Here is a 20,731-nt window from a genome sequence, read left to right as displayed (position 1 = left end):
TTTAGTTCAATAGATTTATAAGTCTGATGTGAAAAATAGCCACAAATTCACCAATTATTTCTTATAATATTTATTTTTTAATTCGTGTATTCGTGGCAAAAAATGCTTTTTATTTTCTATTGATTTGAAGCAAGTATAGAACTATCATAATTTAAATTTTACATTGAACATCATTTTTAATAAAATTGAAGAAAATTACAAAAGCAACATGCCTTTTGTAGCTTACAGAAAACCAAATTCAAAACAAGTGTCTGGTTTTTTTATGAAGGATGATTTATTGTATTCTACTTATCAGTTTACAGAAAGTGGCTTTGTTTTTGCACCTTTTAATCCTGAAGAAAAAGCTATTTTATTTCCTTTTGATAAATCAGAAATAATCATTGAAAATAATATTATTGATGAGCCTTTTTATTTGGATGAAATAATTGCAACTGAAAACACTTCTGAAAATGAAGCACACATCCATTTAGTAGAAAAAGCACTCGCTGAAATTAACAAAAACAAACTTGTAAAAGTAGTTGTTTCTAGAAAAGAAGCAATACAATTGTTAAATTTTGATGTGTTACTTACTTTTAAAAAACTTTTAAAAACTTACAAAAATGCATTTGTGTATGTTTGGTTTCATCCCAAAGTTGGTTTGTGGTTTGGAGCAACACCAGAAACACTTTTAAATATTTCTGATGATACTTTTAAAACAATGTCTTTAGCAGGAACTCAGGTTTTTAAAAAAGCTGAAACTGTAGTGTGGAAACAAAAAGAGTTGGAAGAACAGCAGTTAGTTACTGATTTTATAGAGCATCAATTAAAACCAATTTCTACGAGTTTAAAAATAGATAAAACAGAGACTGTTAAAGCAGGGAATTTGTTACATTTAAAAAGTAGAGTAGAAGGAGTATTAAATAAAGGTGCTAACTTAAAAGAATTGATAAGAGCATTGCATCCAACACCAGCAGTTTGTGGTTTGCCAAGAGAAAAGTCGAAAGATTTTATCAATCAAAATGAAAACTATAAAAGAACTTTTTATACTGGTTTTTTAGGGGAATTAAACTTAGAAAGTAAAAAGTCTTCACTTTTTGTAAATTTAAGATGCATGAGTGTTAAGGATAAAACAGCTGCTATTTATGTTGGTGGAGGTATTACTAAAGATAGCAATGCTAAAAAAGAATATGAAGAAACTGTTTCTAAGACAAAAACGATGAAGAAAGTGTTGTGATTTTTACACAATTTGTCATTCTGAAAAAGCACCACCTATTTGTCTGTTTTTAGTTTTATGTGAGAAGCTTTCAGTGTGACAAAACTACAGTTTACAAGAAGCTAGGAGTCTCTGTGTAATAAAAAAACCATAAGTTTTAAACTTATGGTTTTAGAGTAAAATAAAATTAAAATTGTTTTAAGTAAAAGCTTTTAAATGGATTTTTGCCCACAAAAAGCCTCCCACAAAAAAGGTTTATGACCTTTATATATCATCAAAAGAAACATCTGTAAAACTATCTGTAGATTTTACATCGGTTGTAGTTTCTGCATCATCTTCTTTTTTAAAATCTTTTTGATGACGTTCACTAATTACTTCGCTTCCTTTTTCGTTGAGAATATAATCAGTTGCTTTACCTAGCATATCTTTAAAATCGGTAAAATCTTCTTTATATAAATAAATTTTATGCTTTTGGTAACGAAAACTACCATCATCATGAGTAAATTTTTTACTTTCTGTAACTGTTAAATAGTAATCATCAGCTTTTGTTGCTCTAACATCAAAAAAATACGTTCTTCTACCTGCTCTTAATACTTGAGAAAAAATTTCTTCTTGTTCAACTCGCTCTGCTCTCTCTGCCATAATATTTTTAATGTAGTGATTAATTGTTTTTATTTAGTTTAACAAATCTAATAAAATATTTCAGGTAGCAAAATGAAAGATTAATTTTCTTTTTCTAAAAGTTGTTGTTCATAAAGATCTTTATAGTATCCTTCTAGTTTTATTAGTTGATTATGAGTTCCTTGTTGCGTAATTTTACCATCATCTAAAACAATAATTTTATCAGCATTTTTAGCAGAAGAAATTCTATGACTAATTATAAAAGTGGTAATATTTTTAGAAATACGTTCTAAATTTGAAAGTATTTTTTCTTCTGTTTCAGTATCTACAGCAGATAAGCAATCATCAAAAATTAAAATTTTCGGTTTTTTAATAATTGCTCTGGCAATAGAAACACGCTGTTTTTGTCCGCCAGAAAGTGTTACACCACGTTCTCCTAAAATTGTTTTGTAGCCATTTGGGAAATCGATGATATTTTTATGAACATCTGCATTTTTTGCAGCTGTAGTTATTTCTGCTTCAGTAGCATCTTCTTTACCAAACTTAATGTTATCTTCTATACTTTCAGAAAATAAAAATGGATCTTGAGGTACAAAACCAATTTGACTTCTAACATCGTTTAAATTGGCCTCTTTAATAGGGGTGTTATCTAATAAAATAGTACCAATATTGGTGTCATATAATCTAGAAATTAACTCAATAATTGTAGATTTACCAGCACCAGTTTTACCTAAAATAGCCAACGTTTCTCCGGATTTTACAGAAAAACTGATGTTTTTTAGAGCAGTAATATTTGTATCATCATAAGTAAAGGTAACATTTTTAAAAGTTACGCTTCCTGCTAAACTAAAAGGTTTTGAGCTGTTATTTTGTATTTCTGGTACTTGTTTTAAAAACTCATTAATTCTTGCTTGTGAAGCTTCTGCTTGTTGTGCCATAGAAGTTACCCAACCTACAACTGCTACTGGCCAAGTTAAAATATTTACATACAACATAAACTCTATAATGGTTCCTATTTGAATTTCGCCATTTATGTATTGACTACCACCAATGTATAACACCAAAACATTGCTAATTCCGATTAATAAAATCATTAACGGAAAAAATAAGGCATTTGCTTTTTGTAGATGAATGTTTTTTTCTTTGCTATCATTAGCAATATCATCAAAATCTTTGATAATAGAAGCTTCAATTCCGTAAGATTTTACTACATCAATTCCTGAAAAAAATTCTTGATTGAATGTGGTTAATTTAGAGAGATATTCTTGTACAATAGTACTTCTTTTATTAATAATTTTACTCAATACAAATATCGATACAGATAATAAAGGAAAGGGAATCAATGTGTACAACGTTAATTTAACATCAATACTAACCATTTGTGTAAAACCAACAGCAAAAAGTACAATCATGTTTACACTATACATCACAGCAGGTCCAACGTAGGTTCTTACTTTAGAAACATCCTCAGAAATTCGATTCATTAAATCACCAGTTCTGTTTTTTTTGTAGAAATTAAGAGACAATCTTTGGTATTGTTGATAAATTTCGTTTTTAAGATCAAATTCTATTAATCTAGAAGTAACAATAATGGTTTGCCTCATTAAAAAAATGAAAACACCAGATAATATAGTAACTCCTATAATTATCAATACATTTATTAATAGTTGATGTTTTACTTCTTCTAAGTCAGTTACAATTCCGTTTTGATAATCTTCAACAATATTTAAAGAATCGCCAATTATTTGAGGAATTTTTAAGGCTAAGAATTTTGCGAAAAAAGTCATTAAAATACCGATTAAAAATCGCCATTTATATTTAGAAAAGTATTTATTTAGATATTGTAGTTCTTTCAAAAGAATATTTTTTAATCAAAAAAAGAAAGCACGAAGATACAAGATTAACTACTTACTTTTTTCTTAAAAAAGAATTAAAAACGTACTAGAATAAAAATAAAATAACACTATTTTTGCACCGGAAATTATATAGAAGTTCTTTAGAAAATGATAAACAGAAGACATATTAGAGTTAAAGTAATGCAATCTGTGTATGCTATGCTACAATCACATAATGATGATATTATTAAAGAAGAAAAGTTTTTAAAGCATAGTATTTTAAAAATGTACGACTTGTATGTTTTAAACCTACAATTACTAGTAGAGGTGCAAAAGTTTGCTGCTAAGAAAATGGCACTTTCTAAAAAGAAAATTCTTGCGACTAAAGAAGATTTAAATCCTAACAATAAATTTTTAAACAATAAATTAATCAACATTTTTGCTGAAAGCATTAGTATTGAGGGTTATATTGAGTTAAATAATTTAAAAAACTGGGAAGAGAATGATGAGTATGTAAAAATTATTTTTGAAGAACTACAAAAAAGTAATTTATATAAAAAATACTTAGCTAATGATATTGACTCTTATAAAGTTGATAAAACTTTTATTATAGATTTTTTCAAAGAAATTATTGCTCCGAATGAAAAGTTAGGAGAATATTTTGAAGATACTATGATTTCTTGGTCAGATGATATTCCTTTTGTAAATACTTGGGTTGTAAAAACATTAAGCAAGCAAAAAGAGAACGCAATTTTTGTTTTAGGAAATCTTTACAAAGACAAAGATGATGAAGAATTTGTATCTAACATGTTTAGAAAAACAGTTTTAAAACATACAGAATACGAGTTAATCATTGAAGAAAAAACACCAAATTGGGAAACAGACAGAATTGCAGATATGGATATGATTTTGATTAAGATGGCCATATCAGAATTTCTTAATTTTCCATCAATACCAACTAGAGTTACAATAAATGAATATATTGAAATTTCTAAAGATTATTCTACAGAAAAAAGTAGTTACTTTATTAATGGTGTTTTAGATAAAATATCAAAAGAATTTATAGAAAGTAAAAGAATTGTTAAAATTGGTAGAGGCCTACTTTAACTTAGTATTAATTTTATTATTTTCGCATTAAACACTAAAATATCATGAAAAAAACAACAATTTTATTGGCTTTTATTATTGCAGCTTCATTTTTTACAGCTTGTAAAGACTCAGCAAACGTTAAGGATAAAGTAAACAAAGAAAATTTAGAAAAAGCAGCTACTAGAGATGTAGAAATTACGAAAGGAACAGCTTCTATTTCTTTTGATAAAACAACATACGATTTTGGGACTGTAAATGAGGGTGATGTGGTAGAAACTACTTTTACCATTACCAATTCTGGCAAAACAGATTTAGTAATTGTAAAAGCACAAGGATCTTGTGGTTGTACAGTACCAACTTGGCCAAAAGAACCAATTAAGCCAGGAGCAACAGGTGAAATCGATGTAAAGTTTAATACCTCTGGAAAACCAGGAAGACAAAGCAAAACAGTTACCTTAACAACCAACACAGTTAAAGGTAAAGAACTTTTAACAGTTAGAGGTGATGTAAACCCTAAAGCAAAAAAATAATTATGTTTATAGTACTATTTTTACAAGAAGGTATAGGATCTTTAACAAGTATGTTGCCTTTTTTAGCAATTATTGTAGTGTTTTATTTTTTTATGATAAGACCACAAATGAATCGTCAAAAAAAGGAAAAAGCTTTTCAGGCTGAAATAAAGAAAGGCTCTAAAGTAGTTACTTCTAGCGGAATTCATGGTAAGATTTCTGAAATGAATAATGCTGATAATACTGTTACTATAGAAACTGGAGCAGGGAAAATTAAGTTTGAACGTTCTGCTATTTCAATGGAATTAAGTAATAAAATTTTAGCACCAGCTAAAAAATAAACAATATTTTAAGAAAATTATAGTGAGCATTGTCTTTTAAGATATTGCTCACTTTTTTGTTTACAATGACAAACTTTAAAATTTTGCCACGAATTCACGAATTATTGTATGATTTAGTTTAAAATAATTTCGCGAATTTATAAAACCAAAGGTTTTGATTTGTGAAATTAAAGTTGAAAATAGCTATTCAACATCATTTAGGATTAAAAGTTCATGAATTCGTGACACTGTAAAAGTATGAGTTTGCCCTGTTTGTTTATATGCTTTTGTGTAGATTGCATAAAATTGAACTAGAACCTTGATTAAAAATAAAAAAATATCGAAAAGTTTTATAGGCTTTTTAATTGCCTCCATTTTAATATGGTTGCTTATAACCTTGTCTAAAAAGTATACTGCAACTTTAACTTTACCTGTAAAGTATACAAATATTCCTCAAGACAAGTTATTGCAAAAAGAACCTATAAAGAATATAGATTTGATTGTAAAATCATCTGGATTTAATATTTTAAAATCAAGATTTGGAAATAGAACTATTGCAATTAAAGCTAGTAATTTAAAAAAAAAGTATTCAAATAAGTTTTATTTATTAGCTAAGAATCAAAAAAACAATATACAAAAGCAACTGCGTTCTGGTATTGAATTGCAAGAAATTGATGTAGACACCATTTTTTTAGAAATAGGAACTTTAACCTCTAAAAAAGTACCTTTAAAGCCCAATTTAGAAATTAGTTATCATATTGGTTATGATATTTTAGAAGCTGCAAAAATAAAGCCAGATAGTCTTTTAATATCTGGTCCAGAGGCACAAATAGCAGCAGTTAAAAGTATAAATTTAGAGCTATTAAAATTAGAAGATGTAAAGGCAAATTTTTCTGAAAAAGTAAAAATTATATTGCCAAAAAACGCTAAAAATATAAGAATAGCATCAAAATACACAACAATAAGTGGTCGTGTAGAAAAGTTTACAGAAGGTACTATCACAGTACCTATTAAAATTAAAAACTTACCAAAAGGTGTTGAGTTAACCATGCTAAATAAAACAGTTGAGGTTGTTTTTGTGGTAGGTTTATCTAACTTTAATAAAATAGATAAAAACTTTTTTGAAGTGATTTGTGATTATACCATTTCAAAAGAAAATAATTTAGGTTATTTAGTACCAAAGATTGATGTAAAATCTAATCTTATAAAAAGCTACAAAATTATTCCTAACAAAATAGATTTTTTAATTCAGAAATAAAATGGTTGTTGGCTTAACAGGTGGTATTGGAAGTGGTAAAACAACAGTTGCCAATATTTTCGCAAAATTTAAAAATGTGGTTATTTATTTTGCAGATTTTGAAGCAAAAAAACTCATGAACGCTTCAACAACAATTAAAACTAAAATTATTGAACAATTTGGCGAAGCATCTTACAAAAACAATCAATTAAATAGGCCTTTTATATCAGATATTGTTTTCAAAGATAAAAGCAAACTTGCAGTCTTAAATTCAATTGTACACCCAATACTTAAAAACCATTTTCAAGAATTTGTAAAACAGCATCAAGATAAGCATTATATTATTTATGAAAATGCAATACTATTTGAAACTAAAAGTAATTTAAATTGCGATATCATAATTTCTGTATATGCACCTTTAAGTATCAGAATAGAAAGAACAATGCTAAGAGATGGTAGTACTAAAACGGCTGTAGAAAACAGAATAAAAAGCCAATGGTTAGAAGATAAAAAACTACTACAATCTAACTATATTATTCAAAATATTAATCAAGATAGCTTACAATCTCAAATTATTAATATTCATAATATTTTAACAAGAAAGGCAGTATAAATTTAGGTTAATTTATTTTTTATGTTAAAAAGCTCTTAAATTTAAGGTAAACTTGTTAATTTAGGTTAAAAATAATAAAATCAACTTTTGAAAGTAGTAACTTTGAACAATGGGTAAAAAAATGTTTGTTCTTATTGTTGCTTTAATGAGTATCTCATTAATAGGTATTGTAGCTGTGCAGCTTTTTTGGATAAACAATGCTGTAGAAAGTAAAAAAGAACAATTTAAAAACGATGTTCAAAAATCTTTAGCAAGCGTATCTGAAACAATTAAGGAAAGAGAAGAATACTTTTTAGAAAAAAAGTATGAAGGAATTATTAAAAATACTGCGATAGCAGATGAAGCTCAAATCAAAAATTTTTTATTTCAAGAAATAGATACTGCTACAAAACAAAAATTTAGTTACGGAGGTACAATTTTAGAAGAAAGTTTTAAAATGCCTGTTGATTTTTTGGATAATGATACCATAATACAAAAAAGACTGACTATTAAAAACGATTTTTTTCAATCGAAAGTAATTAAAGGAGCAGATAATTTATTTTCTAGTGTAGATGAAAAAAGATATTCATTTACTAAAAGGTTAAAGAGTATTGAAAGAAGTGAATTTGCAGAAATATTTAGAAATATTAATAGCATTAGACCTATTCATACTAGAGTAAACAATAAAGAACTTAATGAAACGATAAAAGTAGAGCTAGCTAAACGAGATATTTACCTCGATTTTAAATATGGAGTGTACAGTAAAGATGGTTTGGCTACAAAATTAAAATCTGGTTATTATACTGTAAATAAGCATAAAAGCTATAAATATCCTCTTTTTATTAATACTAATAAAGATATTGATTATGAATTGTATGTAACATTTCCATCAGAAAAAAAACACATTCTTTCAGGAATTGCTAACATTTTATTACTCTCTCTACTCTTTATTATTATCATTATTCTTACTTTTTCAGGGTCTTTATATCAGTTAATTAAACAAAAGAAAATATCAGAAATTAAAACCGATTTTATCAATAACATGACGCATGAGTTTAAAACGCCTATAGCAACCATTAATTTGGCCATCGACTCAATTAAAAATCCAAAAATTATTGATGATAAAGAAAAAGTTTTGCGTTATGTGCAGATGATTAGGGATGAAAATAAACGAATGCATTCTCAAGTAGAAAATGTTTTACGAATTTCTAGATTAGAAAAAAATCAATTAGAAATTAGTAAGGAAACAATAGACATGCACGACACAATAGACGATGCAATTACACACGTTAGTCTATTAATTTTAGATAGAAAAGGACAAATTAATACTCATTTTGAAGCCATAACATCAGAAATATCTGGTAATGAATTTCATCTAACCAATATTATTGTTAATATGTTAGAAAATGCATTAAAATATTCTGAAGGACCACCCAAAATAGATGTGTATACAGAAAGCACAAATAAGTTTTTTGTATTTAAAATAAAAGACAAAGGAATAGGAATGAGTAAAGCTGTTCAAAAACAGGTTTTTAATAAATTTTATAGAGAACAGAGAGGAAATATACATGATGTAAAAGGGCATGGACTTGGTTTAGCCTATGTAAAAGAAATTGTAGAAAAGCATCATGGTACAGTTTTGGTAGAAAGTGAAAAAGGAGAAGGAAGTATATTTACAGTAAAATTACCTTTAATTTAAAAAATAAAACAATGGGAAGTAAGAAAATTTTGTTAGTAGAAGACGATCCAAATTTTGGAACCGTTTTAAAGGATTATTTAGCGTTAAACGATTACAATGTAACACTTGCTAAAGATGGTATAGAAGGCTTAATTATGTTTAAAAACAGTGATTATGACTTGTGTATTTTAGATGTGATGATGCCACGTAAAGATGGTTTTACACTAGCAGAAGATATTAGGGGGACCAATAAAGAAATACCAATTATTTTTTTAACCGCTAAAACATTAAAAGAAGATGTTTTAAGAGGCTATGCTGTTGGTGCAGATGATTATTTAAACAAACCTTTTGATTCTGAAGTATTATTACATAAAATTAAGGCAATTTTACAGCGAAAGGATATTGATAAAACCGCAGAAACAGAGCAATTTGAGTTTCATATTGGTAGCCTTTTCTTTAACTCTAAATTAAGGCATTTATCTGTTGGAGAAACAGGAGAACCTTTAAAATTATCTCCAAAAGAAAGTAAATTGTTACGTATGTTGGCAATTCATAAAAACGATTTAATGCCAAGAGAATTAGCATTGACAAAAATTTGGAGAGATGACAACTATTTTACATCAAGAAGTATGGATGTATATATTGCTAAATTACGTAAGTATTTAAAATTAGACGAAAATGTTGAAATTTTAAATATTCATGGAGAAGGATTTAGAATGATAGATAAATCTTAGAATAAACAATACTTTCCATAAAAAAAAACTCAACTTGATAGATAATCAAGTTGAGTTTTTTGTATCTTTAATATATGGCAGAATTCATTAAAATATATAATGAGAATCCAAACCAAAAAGCAATAGACAAAGTTGTAAAGGTTTTAAAACGTGGAGGTTTGGTTATTTATCCAACAGATACCATTTATGGTTTAGGCTGTGATATAACCAATAACAAAGCATTAGAAAAGATTGCTCAGCTAAAAGGTGTAAAGTTAGAAAAAGCAAAGTTTTCTTTTATTTGTAATAATTTAAGCCATTTATCAGATTATATAAAACAAATAGATAGTACTACTTTTAAAATACTAAAAAAGGCTTTACCTGGACCTTATACTTTTATTTTACCAGGAAGTAATAATTTACCCAAAGTATTTAAAAAGAAAAAAACAGTAGGAATTCGTATTCCTGATAATAACATTATCAGAACCTTGGTAGAAAGTTTAGGCAACCCAATTGTATCTACTTCTATTAGAGATGAAGATGAAATTTTAGAGTATACTACAGACCCAGAATTAATTTTCGAAAAATGGGGCAATTTAGTTGATATTGTAATTGATGGAGGTTATGGAGACAACCAACCTTCTACAATTATCGATTTTACAGAAGGATATCCAGAGGTTGTAAGAGAAGGAAAAGGGAGTTTAGATGTTTTGTAATGCCAAGAATTGAATTAAATACCTTAATTAATATTGATGATATTGATGTTGTTTTTGACTTAATACGAAGTATTGATTTGCATAAAATTTCTACAAAAAATTCTAAGGAAGAAGCTATAGCAGGTAAAACCTTTGGCTTGATATCATTAAATGAAACTGTAACTTGGAGAGCAAAACATTTAGGGTTTACACAAAAATTGACTTCTATAATTACAGATTGTTCTGCACCTACTTTTTTTGCCGATGAAATGGTTAAAGGTGCCTTTAAGAGTTTTAGACATGAACATTATCTTGAAAAACAACAAAATAAAGTAATGCTTAAAGATTTTTTTGAGTATCAATCTCCTTTAGGTGTTTTAGGGAAACTTGCTGACTTTTTATTTCTAAAAAAATATATGAAAAACTTTTTAGTAGAAAGGAATAAGGTTATTAGAGATTATGCAGAATCTCAAAAATGGAAATCAATTTTAAAAAGATAATTATTTTAAATTCTTAAACATTTTTCTACCTAAAATATAATACTGCCAAACAATACTAGTGTGTAAATTATAGTTTTGTTTTTGTACTATTTTTTTTCTTTTCTTTAAAAATTTAAACACATTTTTATAAAAGCTAAAATGCGATTTAAGAATTGCTAAAGTATGTAATGGTTTCATTTCTAAAAGAAACTTTATACTTGCAATTCCGTCTAAAACTAAACGAACAAAAATTACAAATACAACTTTTTCTTTTGGTACGTTTTTTAAGATATTTAATAAACTATTTCTAAAATTTAGGTAGGTTTTCTTCGGATTATTTTCTTGAAGAGTTGCACCTCCAACATGGTATACAGTAGATTTACCAACGTATTTAATATTGTGTCCATTATTTTGGGCTCTCCAACACAAATCAATTTCTTCTTGATGTGCAAAATAATCTTCATCAAAACCATTTAATTGATGATATACTTTAGAGCGAATAAATAAACATGCACCAGAGGCCCAAAAAATATCAATTTCATCATTAAACTGCCCCTTTTCAGATTCTAAATGATTAAAAATACGTCCTCTACAATAAGGATATCCATATAAATCAATAAAACCTCCTGCAGCTCCTGCATATTCAAACTTGGTTTTGTCTTTAAAATCTAATATTTTAGGCTGAATAATGGCTGTTTTTTCATCACTTTTAAAAGCTTCAACAATAGGTTGTAACCAGTTTTTAGTAACATCAATATCAGAATTTAACAAACAGTAAATATCTGCATTTATATTTTTTAAAGCATCATTATAACCTTTGGCATAACCACCATTTGTTTCGTTTTTTACAATTTTAATCGATGGATAAAATTTTTTAACATAGTCAATTGAAGAGTCTGTAGAGGCATTGTCTGCTATATAAACAGTAGCTTCTTGTAAACTATAGTTCATAACAGATGGTAAAAACTGTTCTAACAATTTTTGACCATTCCAATTTAATATGACGATTGCTATTTTCAAGACTGCGAATTTACAGTTTATAAATTAGTTTGATTCAAGTTTATCTAAATTATGTAAAAGTTTTAGGGTTTGTCAGGAATGACAAAATTTACTTATAATCAGGCACTTCTTTTAAAAAAACATACTTTTTATTTTCAAAATCCATTTTACAGTAAAAATGCTCTAAACCATTGGTTACAATTAAATAATTGGCTTTTAATTTTAAGTTATAGCGAGCAATTTGATCAAAAGTATCTTGAGTTATTTTTATAGAAGGAGCTTTGCATTCCACAATAATTTCGTGGTTTCCTTCCTTATTAAAAACTAAAATATCGGTTCTTTTTTTACGATTATTAATGGTTAATTGTTTTTCTAATGCAATTAAAGAAGTTGGATATTTTTTTTCATCCATCAAAAAACACACAAAATGTTGACGAACCCATTCTTCTGGAGTTAAAACCATGTATTTTTTTCTTAATTTATCAAAAATAAGCGTCTTATTTTCGCTACTTTTGAGTTTGAAATTATAATTTGGTAAGTTGAGTTTTTGAAATTTCATTACTACGAATATCACAAAATAAAATGATTTATAAAAAGGAAAGCTATGATATTATAGGAACTTTATTTGAAGATTCATAGTAATCTAGGTGGAGGTTTTTAGAGGTGGTATATAAAGATGCTCTTGAATATGAGTTTGATCTAAAAAACATTAAATTTGAAAGAGAAAAAGAATACTTTGTAAATTATAAAGAAACAAGATTAAAACACAAATTTTATTCAGATTTTGTTGTTTTTGATAAAATTATTTTAGAAGTAAAATCTGTTAAAGAGTTTCATCCAAAACACATTGCTCAGTGCATTAATTATTTAAAAGTATCTGGGAACAAATTATGTATTTTGGTAAATTTTCAGAATAATTCATTAGAGTTTAAAAGGATAGTTTTGTAGTTGAAATATAAGCCACGAATTCACGAATTATTGTGGTTTAAAAATGAAAAAAAAAGGATTTTCACGGATAAAAATCCTTTGGATTTTAGGTTAAATTATATATTATTCTAGTAATTATGACTACAAGATTTTTTATAATTTTAATTTGTGAATTCGTGGCAAAAATAAATATGAAGTAAGAAAATGAACGAGATAAAAAACATTGTTTCAGAAATAAAAAATGGTAACATACAACCCATTTATTTTTTAATGGGAGAAGAGCCTTATTACATCGACAAAATTTCTGATTATATTGAAGAAAACATATTAGAGGAAGCAGAAAAAGGCTTTAATCAACAAATTATGTATGGTAGAGATGCAAGTATAGAGGATATTGTTTCTGCAGCAAAACGTTACCCAATGATGGCAGAAAGACAGGTAATTATTGTTAAGGAAGCCCAAGATTTAAGTAGAAATATTGAAAAGTTAGTTTCGTATGCAGAAAATCCACAACCAACAACCGTTTTAGTATTCAATTACAAGTATAAAAAATTAGATAAACGTAAAAAATTGCACAAAGCAATTGCAAAAACGGGGTTTATTTTTGAAAGTAAAAAACTGTATGAAAATCAGGTTTCAGATTGGATTCGTAGAGTTTTAGGTGGTAAAAAGTATCAAATAGAGCCTAAGGCAGCTCAAATGTTGGTTGAGTTTTTAGGTACAGATTTAAGTAAAATATCGAATGAGTTAGAGAAACTCATACTAATTTTGCCTAAAGAAACCATTATTAATGACAAGCATATAGAAGATAATATTGGAATTTCTAAAGACTTTAATAATTTTGAATTAAGAAAATCTGTGGGAGCAAAAGATATTGTAAAAGCAAATAGAATTATTAATTATTTTGCAGAAAACCCCAAAAAAAACCCTTTAGTAATGACTATTTCTTTGTTAAATAGTTTTTTTACACAGCTACTTTTGTTTCATGGTTTAAAAGATAAATCTAAAAATTCTGTTGCCAAGTCTATTGGTGTGAGTCCGTATTTTGTAGATGAATATTTTTTGGCTGCCAGAAATTATCCGATGCGAAAAGTAGCTCAGGTAATAGCATTTTTAAGAGATGCAGATGTAAAAAGTAAAGGAGTTGGTGCGAATCATTCTCAAAGCGATATTTTAAAAGAATTATTATTTAAAATTTTACACTAAAATGAAAAATATTTTTAAGAAAGAAGTTACTGAAGAGGTTATTTCAAGAGTAAATAAACTAGAAACTACCTCTCAACCAATTTGGGGTAAAATGTCTGTAAGTCAAATGCTGGCTCATTGTAATGTTACTTATGAAATGGTGTATACAGACAAACATCCAAAACCAAATGCTTTTACAAAATTTATGCTAAAATTATTTGTAAAGAAAATTGTGGTTTCAGAAAAGGAGTATGCAAAAAACGGAAGAACTGCATCTCAATTTATAATTTCTGACGAAAAAGAATTTGAAACAGAAAAAAAACGTTTGGTTGATTACATCAACAAAACACAACAATTAGGAGAAAGTGAATTTGATGGAAAAGAATCACATTCTTTTGGAAAGTTGACTGCTAATGAATGGAATAATTCTTTTTACAAACATTTAGATCATCACTTAAACCAATTTGGAGTTTGAATTTAAAATTGTTTAAATCTCTCTTATTTTAGTGAATCTCTGTTTAATAAATTTTAAACAGAGGTTCACTAAATTTTATTGAGTTGCTAAGAGAAATTGTTAGATTTTACTTATTTTTTAAAGGACTAATAATTTTTACATCAGAAAAAGAAATGGCACCTCTCACAATTCCATCAATTGTTGTTTTTAACGCCTCTATTAACTGCATTTTTAATTGCGATTTATGATAAATTAAACTCACTTCTCTTGCAGGAGGAGGTGTTGTAAATTCTCTTAAATGGCTTTTGTCTACTTCACTTAAATCTAGTGTATGTAAATAAGGTAATAAAGTCATTCCTAAACCTTCTTTAGATAACTTAATTAGTGTATCAAAACTTCCACTCGCTAATTGAAACCCTTTTTTATTATCTATTTTGTGTGTTCTACATAAATTAATAATACTATCTTTAAAACAATGGCCATCTTCTAACAACAAAATATCTTCCATTTCTAGTTCATTAGCACTAATTTTTTTATGGTTAAAAAGACGATGATTCTGAGGAACTAAGCCAACAAAAGGTTCATAATATAAAGGTTTTTCTTTAATAGTTTCGTTTTCTAAAGGGGTTGCAGCAATAGCAGCATCTATATGTCCGTCAGTTAATTTTCTAATAATTTCTTCTGTGGTTAATTCTTCTATAATTAACTTAACCTTTGGGTATTTTTTAGTAAAATTTTGTAAAAACATTGGTAATAAAGTAGGCATAATTGTGGGGATAATTCCTAGTCTAAACTCTCCTCCAATATAGCCTTTTTGTTGATGTACAATGTCTAAAATTCTATTACTTTCATCAACTATAACCTTTGCTTGTTCTACAATTTTTTTTCCTACTTCTGTAAGTTCTATAGGTTTTTTAGATCTGTTAAATATTTTAATATTTAATTCATCTTCTAATTTTTGTATTTGCATACTTAATGTTGGTTGCGTTACAAAACTATGGTCTGCAGCTATTGTAAAGTTTTGGTATTCTGCAACCGATAAAACATATTTTAATTGGGTAATTGTCATTTGTATAATAATTTTCGATAAAGATATTAAAACTATCAATTATAATTATAATGCTAGCGTCTAAATTTCTGTTAATTTTATACTATTATTTAAAATAGATAAAAATGAGTAAAACAATATTAGGACTAGACAAACAAGAAACCGCTAATTTAATAAGTCAATTAAATGGTTTATTAGCTAATTTTCAAATTTATTATCAAAATTTAAGAGGTTTACATTGGAATATTAAAGGAAAAAATTTCTTTGAATTGCATGTAAAGTTTGAGGAGTTTTATACTGATTCTCAAGTTAAAATTGATCAAATTGCAGAACGTATTTTAACGCTACAAGGCAAGCCATTGCATACTTTTACAGATTATTTAGCATTGGCAACAGTGGTAGTTGGTAAAGATATATCTAATGATGTTGAGGCAGTAGAGTTGGTTGTAAATTCGCTTTCTGAATTATTAAAAATAGAAAGAGTTATTTTAGATGCTTCTGATGCTGCAAATGACGAAGGAACAAATTCTATGATGAGTGATTTTATAGCAGAGCAAGAAAAAACAATTTGGATGTTAAACTCTTGGTTGGGAAAATAAAAGGGTAGCTAATTGAAGTTTAATAAAACGTCTTTCTAAAATGATTTTTAGAAAGACGTTTTTTTTATTTCAACAAATAAGAAAAACCAATTTCTATTCCTTGTATATTATGTCCTTCATTTGGTTTTTGGAAGTTTAAATTAGAGGCATGCCCAAAATTAGTTCCAATATAAATAAAGTAATTTTTAAAAGTGTTGTGCGAAAACCCTAAAGAAAAATTTTCAATAAAAGTAAAACCTTTGGCTAAACGTTCAGTTCTGTCATCGATATAACTAAAACCTAAACTAATGGTTGCTTGCAAATCTAGTTTTTTTATAATTTCTTTTTTAAGAGCAAAACCAAATTCTAGGGCATATAGATTCATCCTTTTAAGCTGAGTAAATTCAGCTCTTTTGTCAAGATAATTTTCTTCACTAGGCAAAACATAATGCTTATTTATCAATTGATGTTTTATAAACTGTACTTGGGGTTGTACAATAAGTTCAATATCAATTTTTTTCCAGCGGGTAAGTTGGTAAAAAGCTTGTCCTTTATAAGTATTAGTAGTATGTGTGTAGTCTAAATCATCAAAAATAAAATTTTCATTTGTACCATAGTTGTGTAAAAATCCAATTTTATAAGGTTTTAAAAGCGTTTTTTTTTCATCTTGACTCACAATTTTAATTGTAAATAAAATGAAGATACAAATTAGAAAATACTTTTTATACACGTTAATTTTTAATATTTATTTGGTTGTTCCCTCAAAAGATTTGGCTTTGATTTTATCTTAATCAAAGTCTAAAGTTTGCAACTTTTTTTATCCTTTTTTTGCTAAGATTTATTTTTACTTTTTGTGGTAATCTCTCAAACTTTGTAATCGCACTAAAAACAATCAATAATCATTTGAGCTACTCTTAAAGCTTCAGTACCATTGCCTAAACTAACAATAGGAGTTGTATCATTATTAATAGCATCTGCAAATGTTTCTAGTTCATCTAAAATGGCATTATTATTTTCAATATCTGGGTTTTCAAAATAAATTTGTTTTTTAACACCTTCAGCATTTTGTAAAATCATTGCAAATTCATCAGGGTTTTCAGGCACATCTTTCATTTTAACAACTTCAGATTCTTTGCTTAAAAAATTTACTGAAATGTAGGCATCTTTTTGAAAAAACCTTGTTTTACGCATATTTTTCATTGAAATTCTGCTTGCAGTTAAATTAGCTACACAACCATTTTCAAATTCAATTCTTGCGTTTGCAATATCTGGAGTTTCAGAAATTACAGAAACGCCACTTGCATGAATGTTTTTAACTTCAGAATTTACAACAGAAAGAATAATATCAATATCATGAATCATTAAATCTAACACTACAGGTACATCAGTGCCTCTTGGATTAAACTCTGCCAATCTATGGCACTCTATAAACATTGGGTTTTCAATTCTGTTTTTTACAGCTGTAAAAGCTGGATTAAAACGCTCTACATGACCAACTTGTCCTTTAACCTTGTATTCTTTTGCTAAAGTTCTTAAAGTTTCTGCCTCTAAAACGGTTTTGGTAATTGGTTTTTCAATAAAAATGTGTTTCCCTTTTTCAATGGCAGATTTAGCACAATCAAAATGAGATAATGTTGGTGTAACAATATCAACTACTTCTACAGCATCTATTAATGCATCTATTGTATCAAAAGATTTGTAACCAAATTCTTTGGCAACATTTTTAGCATTTTCTTTAGAAGGGTCATAAAAACCAACTAATTTATATTTATCAGATTGTTGTAATAAACGTAAATGAATTTTCCCTAAGTGGCCAGCACCTAATACTCCAACTTTAAGCATAAACTATATTTTTTGAGTCTTTTTTAATTGAATAACATTTTTTTATCAAAAGAAAAAAATCTGTTTACAAATTATAAAGACGAGGATTTTATAACTGCTGATTTTTAAAAATCAGTTGAAAACAAAGATACAATTTTATGCCTATTTATAGGGATTAATTACTATTTTTAGCATTCAGAAATTTAAAAAAATTGAAAGATACTTCTAAACACCAAGGACTTAGAAATCAACTTGCTACTGTATTAAAAGCAAAAGGTATTATTGATGAAAATGTTTTGAATGCTATACGTAAAATACCAAGGCATTTTTTTATTGACAGTAGTTTTGAGTCTCATGCTTATCAAGACAAAGCTTTTCCTATTGCAGCAGAACAGACTATTTCTATGCCTTATACTGTTGCATTTCAGTCGCAAACTTTAGAGGTAAAAGCAGGAGATAAAGTATTAGAAATTGGTACAGGATCTGGATATCAAACTGCTGTTTTATTAGAGCTAAAAGCAGAAGTATACTCTATAGAAAGGCAAAGAGAATTGTTTAAGAGAACCTCTTTATTTTTACCAAAGATAGGGTATAAGCCAAAACGATTTATTTTTGGAGATGGATATATTGGTTTAAAAGAACAAGAACCTTTTGATAAAATTATAGTAACTGCTGGTGCTCCTTTTGTACCAAAACCATTATTAAGTCAGTTAAAAATAGGAGGAAGATTGTTAATACCTGTTGGAGACAAAACACAAATAATGACCCTTTTTATTCGTAAATCTGCAACAGAATTTGAAAAAGAAGAATTAGGAGATTTTGCTTTTGTACCAATGTTAGAAGAACGAAATTGATGTTAGTTTTAAAGTTTTTTACGACAACTTTGCCATGCTGGAAGCATCTCACATAAAAGTTAACAATCTGTAAAAATATTTTTTCAGAATGATAAAACTTTGTGGTAAATCATTAGCAGTTCAGTTTTTATGAATAAATCATCCATAGTAAACCAATCTTTTTGTACGATTATTACTTTACTTAGCTCTTTCCCAATAAGCAGTTTTACCAAAAACAGAAAAACCAATATAACCTCTTAACTTTAATTTATTGGGTTTTTCTAGTGCTATGTAGCATTTGTAAACTTTACCATTTCTTGGGTCTAAAATAGTACCTCCAGACCATTCTTCTCCATCTTCCTCTAAACCTGTAAGAATATCTAGACCTAATATTTTTTTGCCTTTATTATCGCCTTCACATAAATCACAAACTGCATTTTGCCTTGCAGGATCTTTTACTTCAATTATTTTTGCATACGCTTTTCCGTTTTTCTCATAAACTTCAATAACAGAATCTACTTTGCCAGTTTCATCATTTTTAGAATGCCATTTGCCAAAAATAGTTTGGGCGTTTATTGTAAAAGAAATTGTTATCAATAAAAGTGTAAAAAAGATTTTTTTCATGATTGATAAATTTAATATTTAAATTAAGTGTGAATTTAATAAAAAAATAGCATTATAAACTAGCGTCAAAATTTTCATCCCATTTTTGTTGTACTCTTAAAACTTGCTCAATAACATCTCTTACACAACCATCGCCACCTTTTTTATCTGAAATGTATTTAGATACTTGCTGAATTTCTCTAACAGCATCATTAGGGCAAGCAGGCAAACCTACCAATTTCATTACAGGATAATCTGGCACATCATCTCCCATATATAAAATATTTTCTGGCTGTAAATTGTATTTTTTTACCAGCTCGTTGTATTGTTTAATTTTATCATGTGCACCTAAAAAAACATCTTTTATGCCTAAAGCCATTAACCTGCTTTTTACACCTTCACTAGTTCCTCCTGTAATAATACAGACTCTATATCCTTTATTAAGAGCGTTTTTCATGGCATAACCATCTTTTACATTCATGTGTCTTACCATTTCGCCATTTGGCATTATGGTTAACATTCCGTTTGTTAAAACACCATCTACATCAAAGATAAACGTATTTATTTTTGGTAATAATTGCTTGTAGCTAATTTCCATTTTGGATTGATTTTGTGATAATTGTATAAATTTCTTGCTGCTTTTTATTCAACAAGTTTAAATGATTCTTAATTGTTTTTTGATCGTTTCTAACAGCAGGACCTGTTTGTGCTTTTTCTGGGGAAAGCGTTTTAATTTTTAAAGCTGTTTCATCAATTAAAGTTTCTAATATTTTAAAAGGCACATTGTTTTCTTTGCAAATATCATTCCCAATTTTAAATAAATGATTGGTAAAATTATTTACAAAAACAGCAGCAACATGCAATGCTTTTCGTTGCTCTGAATTAATGGTGTATATTTTTTCTCCTATTGATTTTGCTACTTCTGTCAGTAAATTTTCGTCTTTTTTATTTTCTGCTTCTAAACAAAAAGGAACTTCTTTAAAACTGACTTCTTTGTCTTTAGAAAAAGTTTGTAACATATAAAAAACGCCCTTTCTATTGTTGTTTTTTAATTCATCAATTGCACAAGCACCAGAAGTATGTACTACAAAAGAGTTTTTAATTTTTGATGAAACTGTAGCAATAGCATCATCAGAAACTGCAATAATGGTAACATCAGCAGAAGGAATATTTTCTAATTTTCGAGAACTAATTTGTGTAACAGTTATGTTATCAGCCTTTAAAAAAGCATCATATAAATGAGTGCTTACATTTCCTTTTCCAATTAGTAATACTGATATCATAAAACGAAGATAGTTGTTTCTTTTATTCTAAAAAGACCTG

The 20,731-nt window shown here is 27.6% G+C and carries 25 protein-coding genes; 15 read left to right on the top strand and 10 right to left on the bottom strand.

Features of this window, described 5'->3' with window-relative positions; all coding sequences use genetic code 11:
- The first annotated feature begins 163 nt into the window (after positions 1–163).
- Positions 164–1,213, top strand: coding sequence for a chorismate-binding protein (locus Q0731_RS10410; protein ID WP_299063684.1), 1,050 nt, complete (start codon positions 164–166; stop codon positions 1,211–1,213).
- Between the two features lie 243 nt (positions 1,214–1,456).
- Here the strand turns inward: Q0731_RS10410 and Q0731_RS10405 are convergent, their stop codons facing one another.
- Both Q0731_RS10405 and Q0731_RS10400 read right to left on the bottom strand, forming a co-directional pair.
- Positions 1,457–1,834: a PUR family DNA/RNA-binding protein gene (locus Q0731_RS10405; RefSeq protein ID WP_299063681.1), complete on the bottom strand. Its 378-nt coding sequence runs from the start codon at positions 1,832–1,834 to the stop codon at positions 1,457–1,459.
- Positions 1,835–1,914: 80 nt separating this feature from the next.
- Positions 1,915–3,669 carry an ABC transporter ATP-binding protein gene (locus Q0731_RS10400; protein ID WP_299063679.1) on the bottom strand — a complete coding sequence of 585 codons (1,755 nt, stop codon included), beginning with the start codon at positions 3,667–3,669 and terminating at the stop codon, positions 1,915–1,917.
- A 147-nt stretch (positions 3,670–3,816) separates the two neighbouring features.
- Between Q0731_RS10400 and nusB the strand changes: the two genes are divergently transcribed.
- The 9 genes from nusB (at position 3,817) to Q0731_RS10355 (ending at position 10,981) form a co-directional block, all read left to right on the top strand.
- Entirely contained in the window at positions 3,817–4,755 is a 939-nt protein-coding gene (gene nusB, locus Q0731_RS10395) for a transcription antitermination factor NusB (protein WP_299063675.1), read from the top strand.
- 44 nt (positions 4,756–4,799) lie between these two features.
- Positions 4,800–5,267 (top strand): DUF1573 domain-containing protein, encoded by a 468-nt coding sequence (locus Q0731_RS10390; protein WP_299063672.1) that lies wholly within the window; start codon positions 4,800–4,802, stop codon positions 5,265–5,267.
- 2 nt (positions 5,268–5,269) lie between these two features.
- A complete protein-coding gene (yajC, locus tag Q0731_RS10385; RefSeq protein WP_299063669.1) occupies positions 5,270–5,587 on the top strand; it encodes a preprotein translocase subunit YajC in 318 nt (105 codons plus the stop codon).
- A gap of 376 nt (positions 5,588–5,963) precedes the next feature.
- Positions 5,964–6,824, top strand: a complete 861-nt coding sequence (locus Q0731_RS10380; RefSeq protein WP_299063667.1) for a CdaR family protein — start codon at positions 5,964–5,966, stop codon at positions 6,822–6,824.
- Position 6,825: 1 nt separating this feature from the next.
- Positions 6,826–7,416, top strand: a complete 591-nt coding sequence (coaE, locus tag Q0731_RS10375; protein ID WP_299063664.1) for a dephospho-CoA kinase — start codon at positions 6,826–6,828, stop codon at positions 7,414–7,416.
- Between the two features lie 121 nt (positions 7,417–7,537).
- Positions 7,538–9,094, top strand: a complete 1,557-nt coding sequence (locus Q0731_RS10370; RefSeq protein WP_366915412.1) for a HAMP domain-containing sensor histidine kinase — start codon at positions 7,538–7,540, stop codon at positions 9,092–9,094.
- Positions 9,095–9,105: 11 nt separating this feature from the next.
- A complete protein-coding gene (locus tag Q0731_RS10365; protein WP_299063658.1) occupies positions 9,106–9,807 on the top strand; it encodes a response regulator transcription factor in 702 nt (233 codons plus the stop codon).
- Positions 9,808–9,881: 74 nt separating this feature from the next.
- Positions 9,882–10,502 (top strand): L-threonylcarbamoyladenylate synthase, encoded by a 621-nt coding sequence (locus Q0731_RS10360; protein ID WP_299063655.1) that lies wholly within the window; start codon positions 9,882–9,884, stop codon positions 10,500–10,502.
- Complete coding sequence (locus Q0731_RS10355) at positions 10,502–10,981, top strand: SRPBCC family protein (RefSeq protein WP_299063652.1); 480 nt, start codon at positions 10,502–10,504, stop codon at positions 10,979–10,981. Before Q0731_RS10360 ends, Q0731_RS10355 begins: the two co-directional genes overlap by 1 nt.
- Here Q0731_RS10355 and Q0731_RS10350 read toward each other — a convergent pair whose 3' ends face one another.
- Together Q0731_RS10350 and Q0731_RS10345 are read right to left on the bottom strand one after the other, a co-directional pair.
- Positions 10,982–11,980 carry a glycosyltransferase family 2 protein gene (locus tag Q0731_RS10350; protein WP_299063649.1) on the bottom strand — a complete coding sequence of 333 codons (999 nt, stop codon included), beginning with the start codon at positions 11,978–11,980 and terminating at the stop codon, positions 10,982–10,984.
- 88 nt (positions 11,981–12,068) lie between these two features.
- The gene (locus Q0731_RS10345) at positions 12,069–12,518 is read right to left on the bottom strand and encodes a type I restriction enzyme HsdR N-terminal domain-containing protein (RefSeq protein ID WP_299063646.1); all 450 of its coding nucleotides are present in this window, start codon (positions 12,516–12,518) and stop codon (positions 12,069–12,071) included.
- A gap of 104 nt (positions 12,519–12,622) precedes the next feature.
- On the opposite strand from Q0731_RS10345, the gene Q0731_RS10340 reads away from it, so the two are divergent.
- The 3 genes from Q0731_RS10340 to Q0731_RS10330 all read left to right on the top strand — a co-directional run bounded on the left by Q0731_RS10340 (position 12,623) and on the right by Q0731_RS10330 (position 14,546).
- Entirely contained in the window at positions 12,623–12,907 is a 285-nt protein-coding gene (locus Q0731_RS10340) for a GxxExxY protein (protein WP_299063644.1), read from the top strand.
- Between the two features lie 183 nt (positions 12,908–13,090).
- Positions 13,091–14,092 carry a DNA polymerase III subunit delta gene (gene holA / locus Q0731_RS10335; protein WP_299063642.1) on the top strand — a complete coding sequence of 334 codons (1,002 nt, stop codon included), beginning with the start codon at positions 13,091–13,093 and terminating at the stop codon, positions 14,090–14,092.
- A 1-nt stretch (position 14,093) separates the two neighbouring features.
- Positions 14,094–14,546 carry a DUF1569 domain-containing protein gene (locus tag Q0731_RS10330; protein WP_299063640.1) on the top strand — a complete coding sequence of 151 codons (453 nt, stop codon included), beginning with the start codon at positions 14,094–14,096 and terminating at the stop codon, positions 14,544–14,546.
- Positions 14,547–14,652: 106 nt separating this feature from the next.
- On the opposite strand, the gene Q0731_RS10325 is transcribed toward Q0731_RS10330, so the two are convergent.
- The gene (locus Q0731_RS10325; protein ID WP_299063637.1) at positions 14,653–15,594 is read right to left on the bottom strand and encodes a hydrogen peroxide-inducible genes activator; all 942 of its coding nucleotides are present in this window, start codon (positions 15,592–15,594) and stop codon (positions 14,653–14,655) included.
- A gap of 104 nt (positions 15,595–15,698) precedes the next feature.
- Here Q0731_RS10325 and Q0731_RS10320 point away from each other — a divergent pair, with 104 nt between their 5' ends.
- A complete protein-coding gene (locus tag Q0731_RS10320; RefSeq protein ID WP_299063634.1) occupies positions 15,699–16,172 on the top strand; it encodes a Dps family protein in 474 nt (157 codons plus the stop codon).
- A gap of 64 nt (positions 16,173–16,236) precedes the next feature.
- Here the strand turns inward: Q0731_RS10320 and Q0731_RS10315 are convergent, their stop codons facing one another.
- Together Q0731_RS10315 and Q0731_RS10310 are read right to left on the bottom strand one after the other, a co-directional pair.
- Positions 16,237–16,827 (bottom strand): acyloxyacyl hydrolase, encoded by a 591-nt coding sequence (locus Q0731_RS10315; RefSeq protein ID WP_299063628.1) that lies wholly within the window; start codon positions 16,825–16,827, stop codon positions 16,237–16,239.
- A gap of 206 nt (positions 16,828–17,033) precedes the next feature.
- On the bottom strand, positions 17,034–17,993 hold the full coding sequence (locus Q0731_RS10310; RefSeq protein ID WP_299063625.1) for a Gfo/Idh/MocA family oxidoreductase: 960 nt from the start codon (positions 17,991–17,993) through the stop codon (positions 17,034–17,036).
- A gap of 191 nt (positions 17,994–18,184) precedes the next feature.
- On the opposite strand from Q0731_RS10310, the gene Q0731_RS10305 reads away from it, so the two are divergent.
- A complete protein-coding gene (locus Q0731_RS10305; protein ID WP_299063622.1) occupies positions 18,185–18,826 on the top strand; it encodes a protein-L-isoaspartate(D-aspartate) O-methyltransferase in 642 nt (213 codons plus the stop codon).
- Between the two features lie 177 nt (positions 18,827–19,003).
- Here Q0731_RS10305 and Q0731_RS10300 read toward each other — a convergent pair whose 3' ends face one another.
- Genes Q0731_RS10300 through Q0731_RS10290 form a run of 3 tightly spaced genes read right to left on the bottom strand, consistent with a single transcriptional unit; the run spans position 19,004 to position 20,691 of the window.
- Entirely contained in the window at positions 19,004–19,429 is a 426-nt protein-coding gene (locus Q0731_RS10300; protein WP_299063619.1) for a DUF2147 domain-containing protein, read from the bottom strand.
- A 52-nt stretch (positions 19,430–19,481) separates the two neighbouring features.
- On the bottom strand, positions 19,482–20,006 hold the full coding sequence (locus Q0731_RS10295) for an HAD family hydrolase (protein ID WP_299063616.1): 525 nt from the start codon (positions 20,004–20,006) through the stop codon (positions 19,482–19,484).
- Complete coding sequence (locus Q0731_RS10290) at positions 19,996–20,691, bottom strand: Rossmann-like and DUF2520 domain-containing protein (RefSeq protein ID WP_299063613.1); 696 nt, start codon at positions 20,689–20,691, stop codon at positions 19,996–19,998. The genes Q0731_RS10295 and Q0731_RS10290 overlap by 11 nt, the downstream gene beginning before the upstream one ends.
- Positions 20,692–20,731 lie beyond the last annotated feature (40 nt).

The sequence above is a fragment of the uncultured Polaribacter sp. genome, from assembly GCF_947497695.1.
Classification (GTDB): domain Bacteria; phylum Bacteroidota; class Bacteroidia; order Flavobacteriales; family Flavobacteriaceae; genus Polaribacter.
This window is presented reverse-complemented; position numbering and strand designations above follow the sequence as displayed.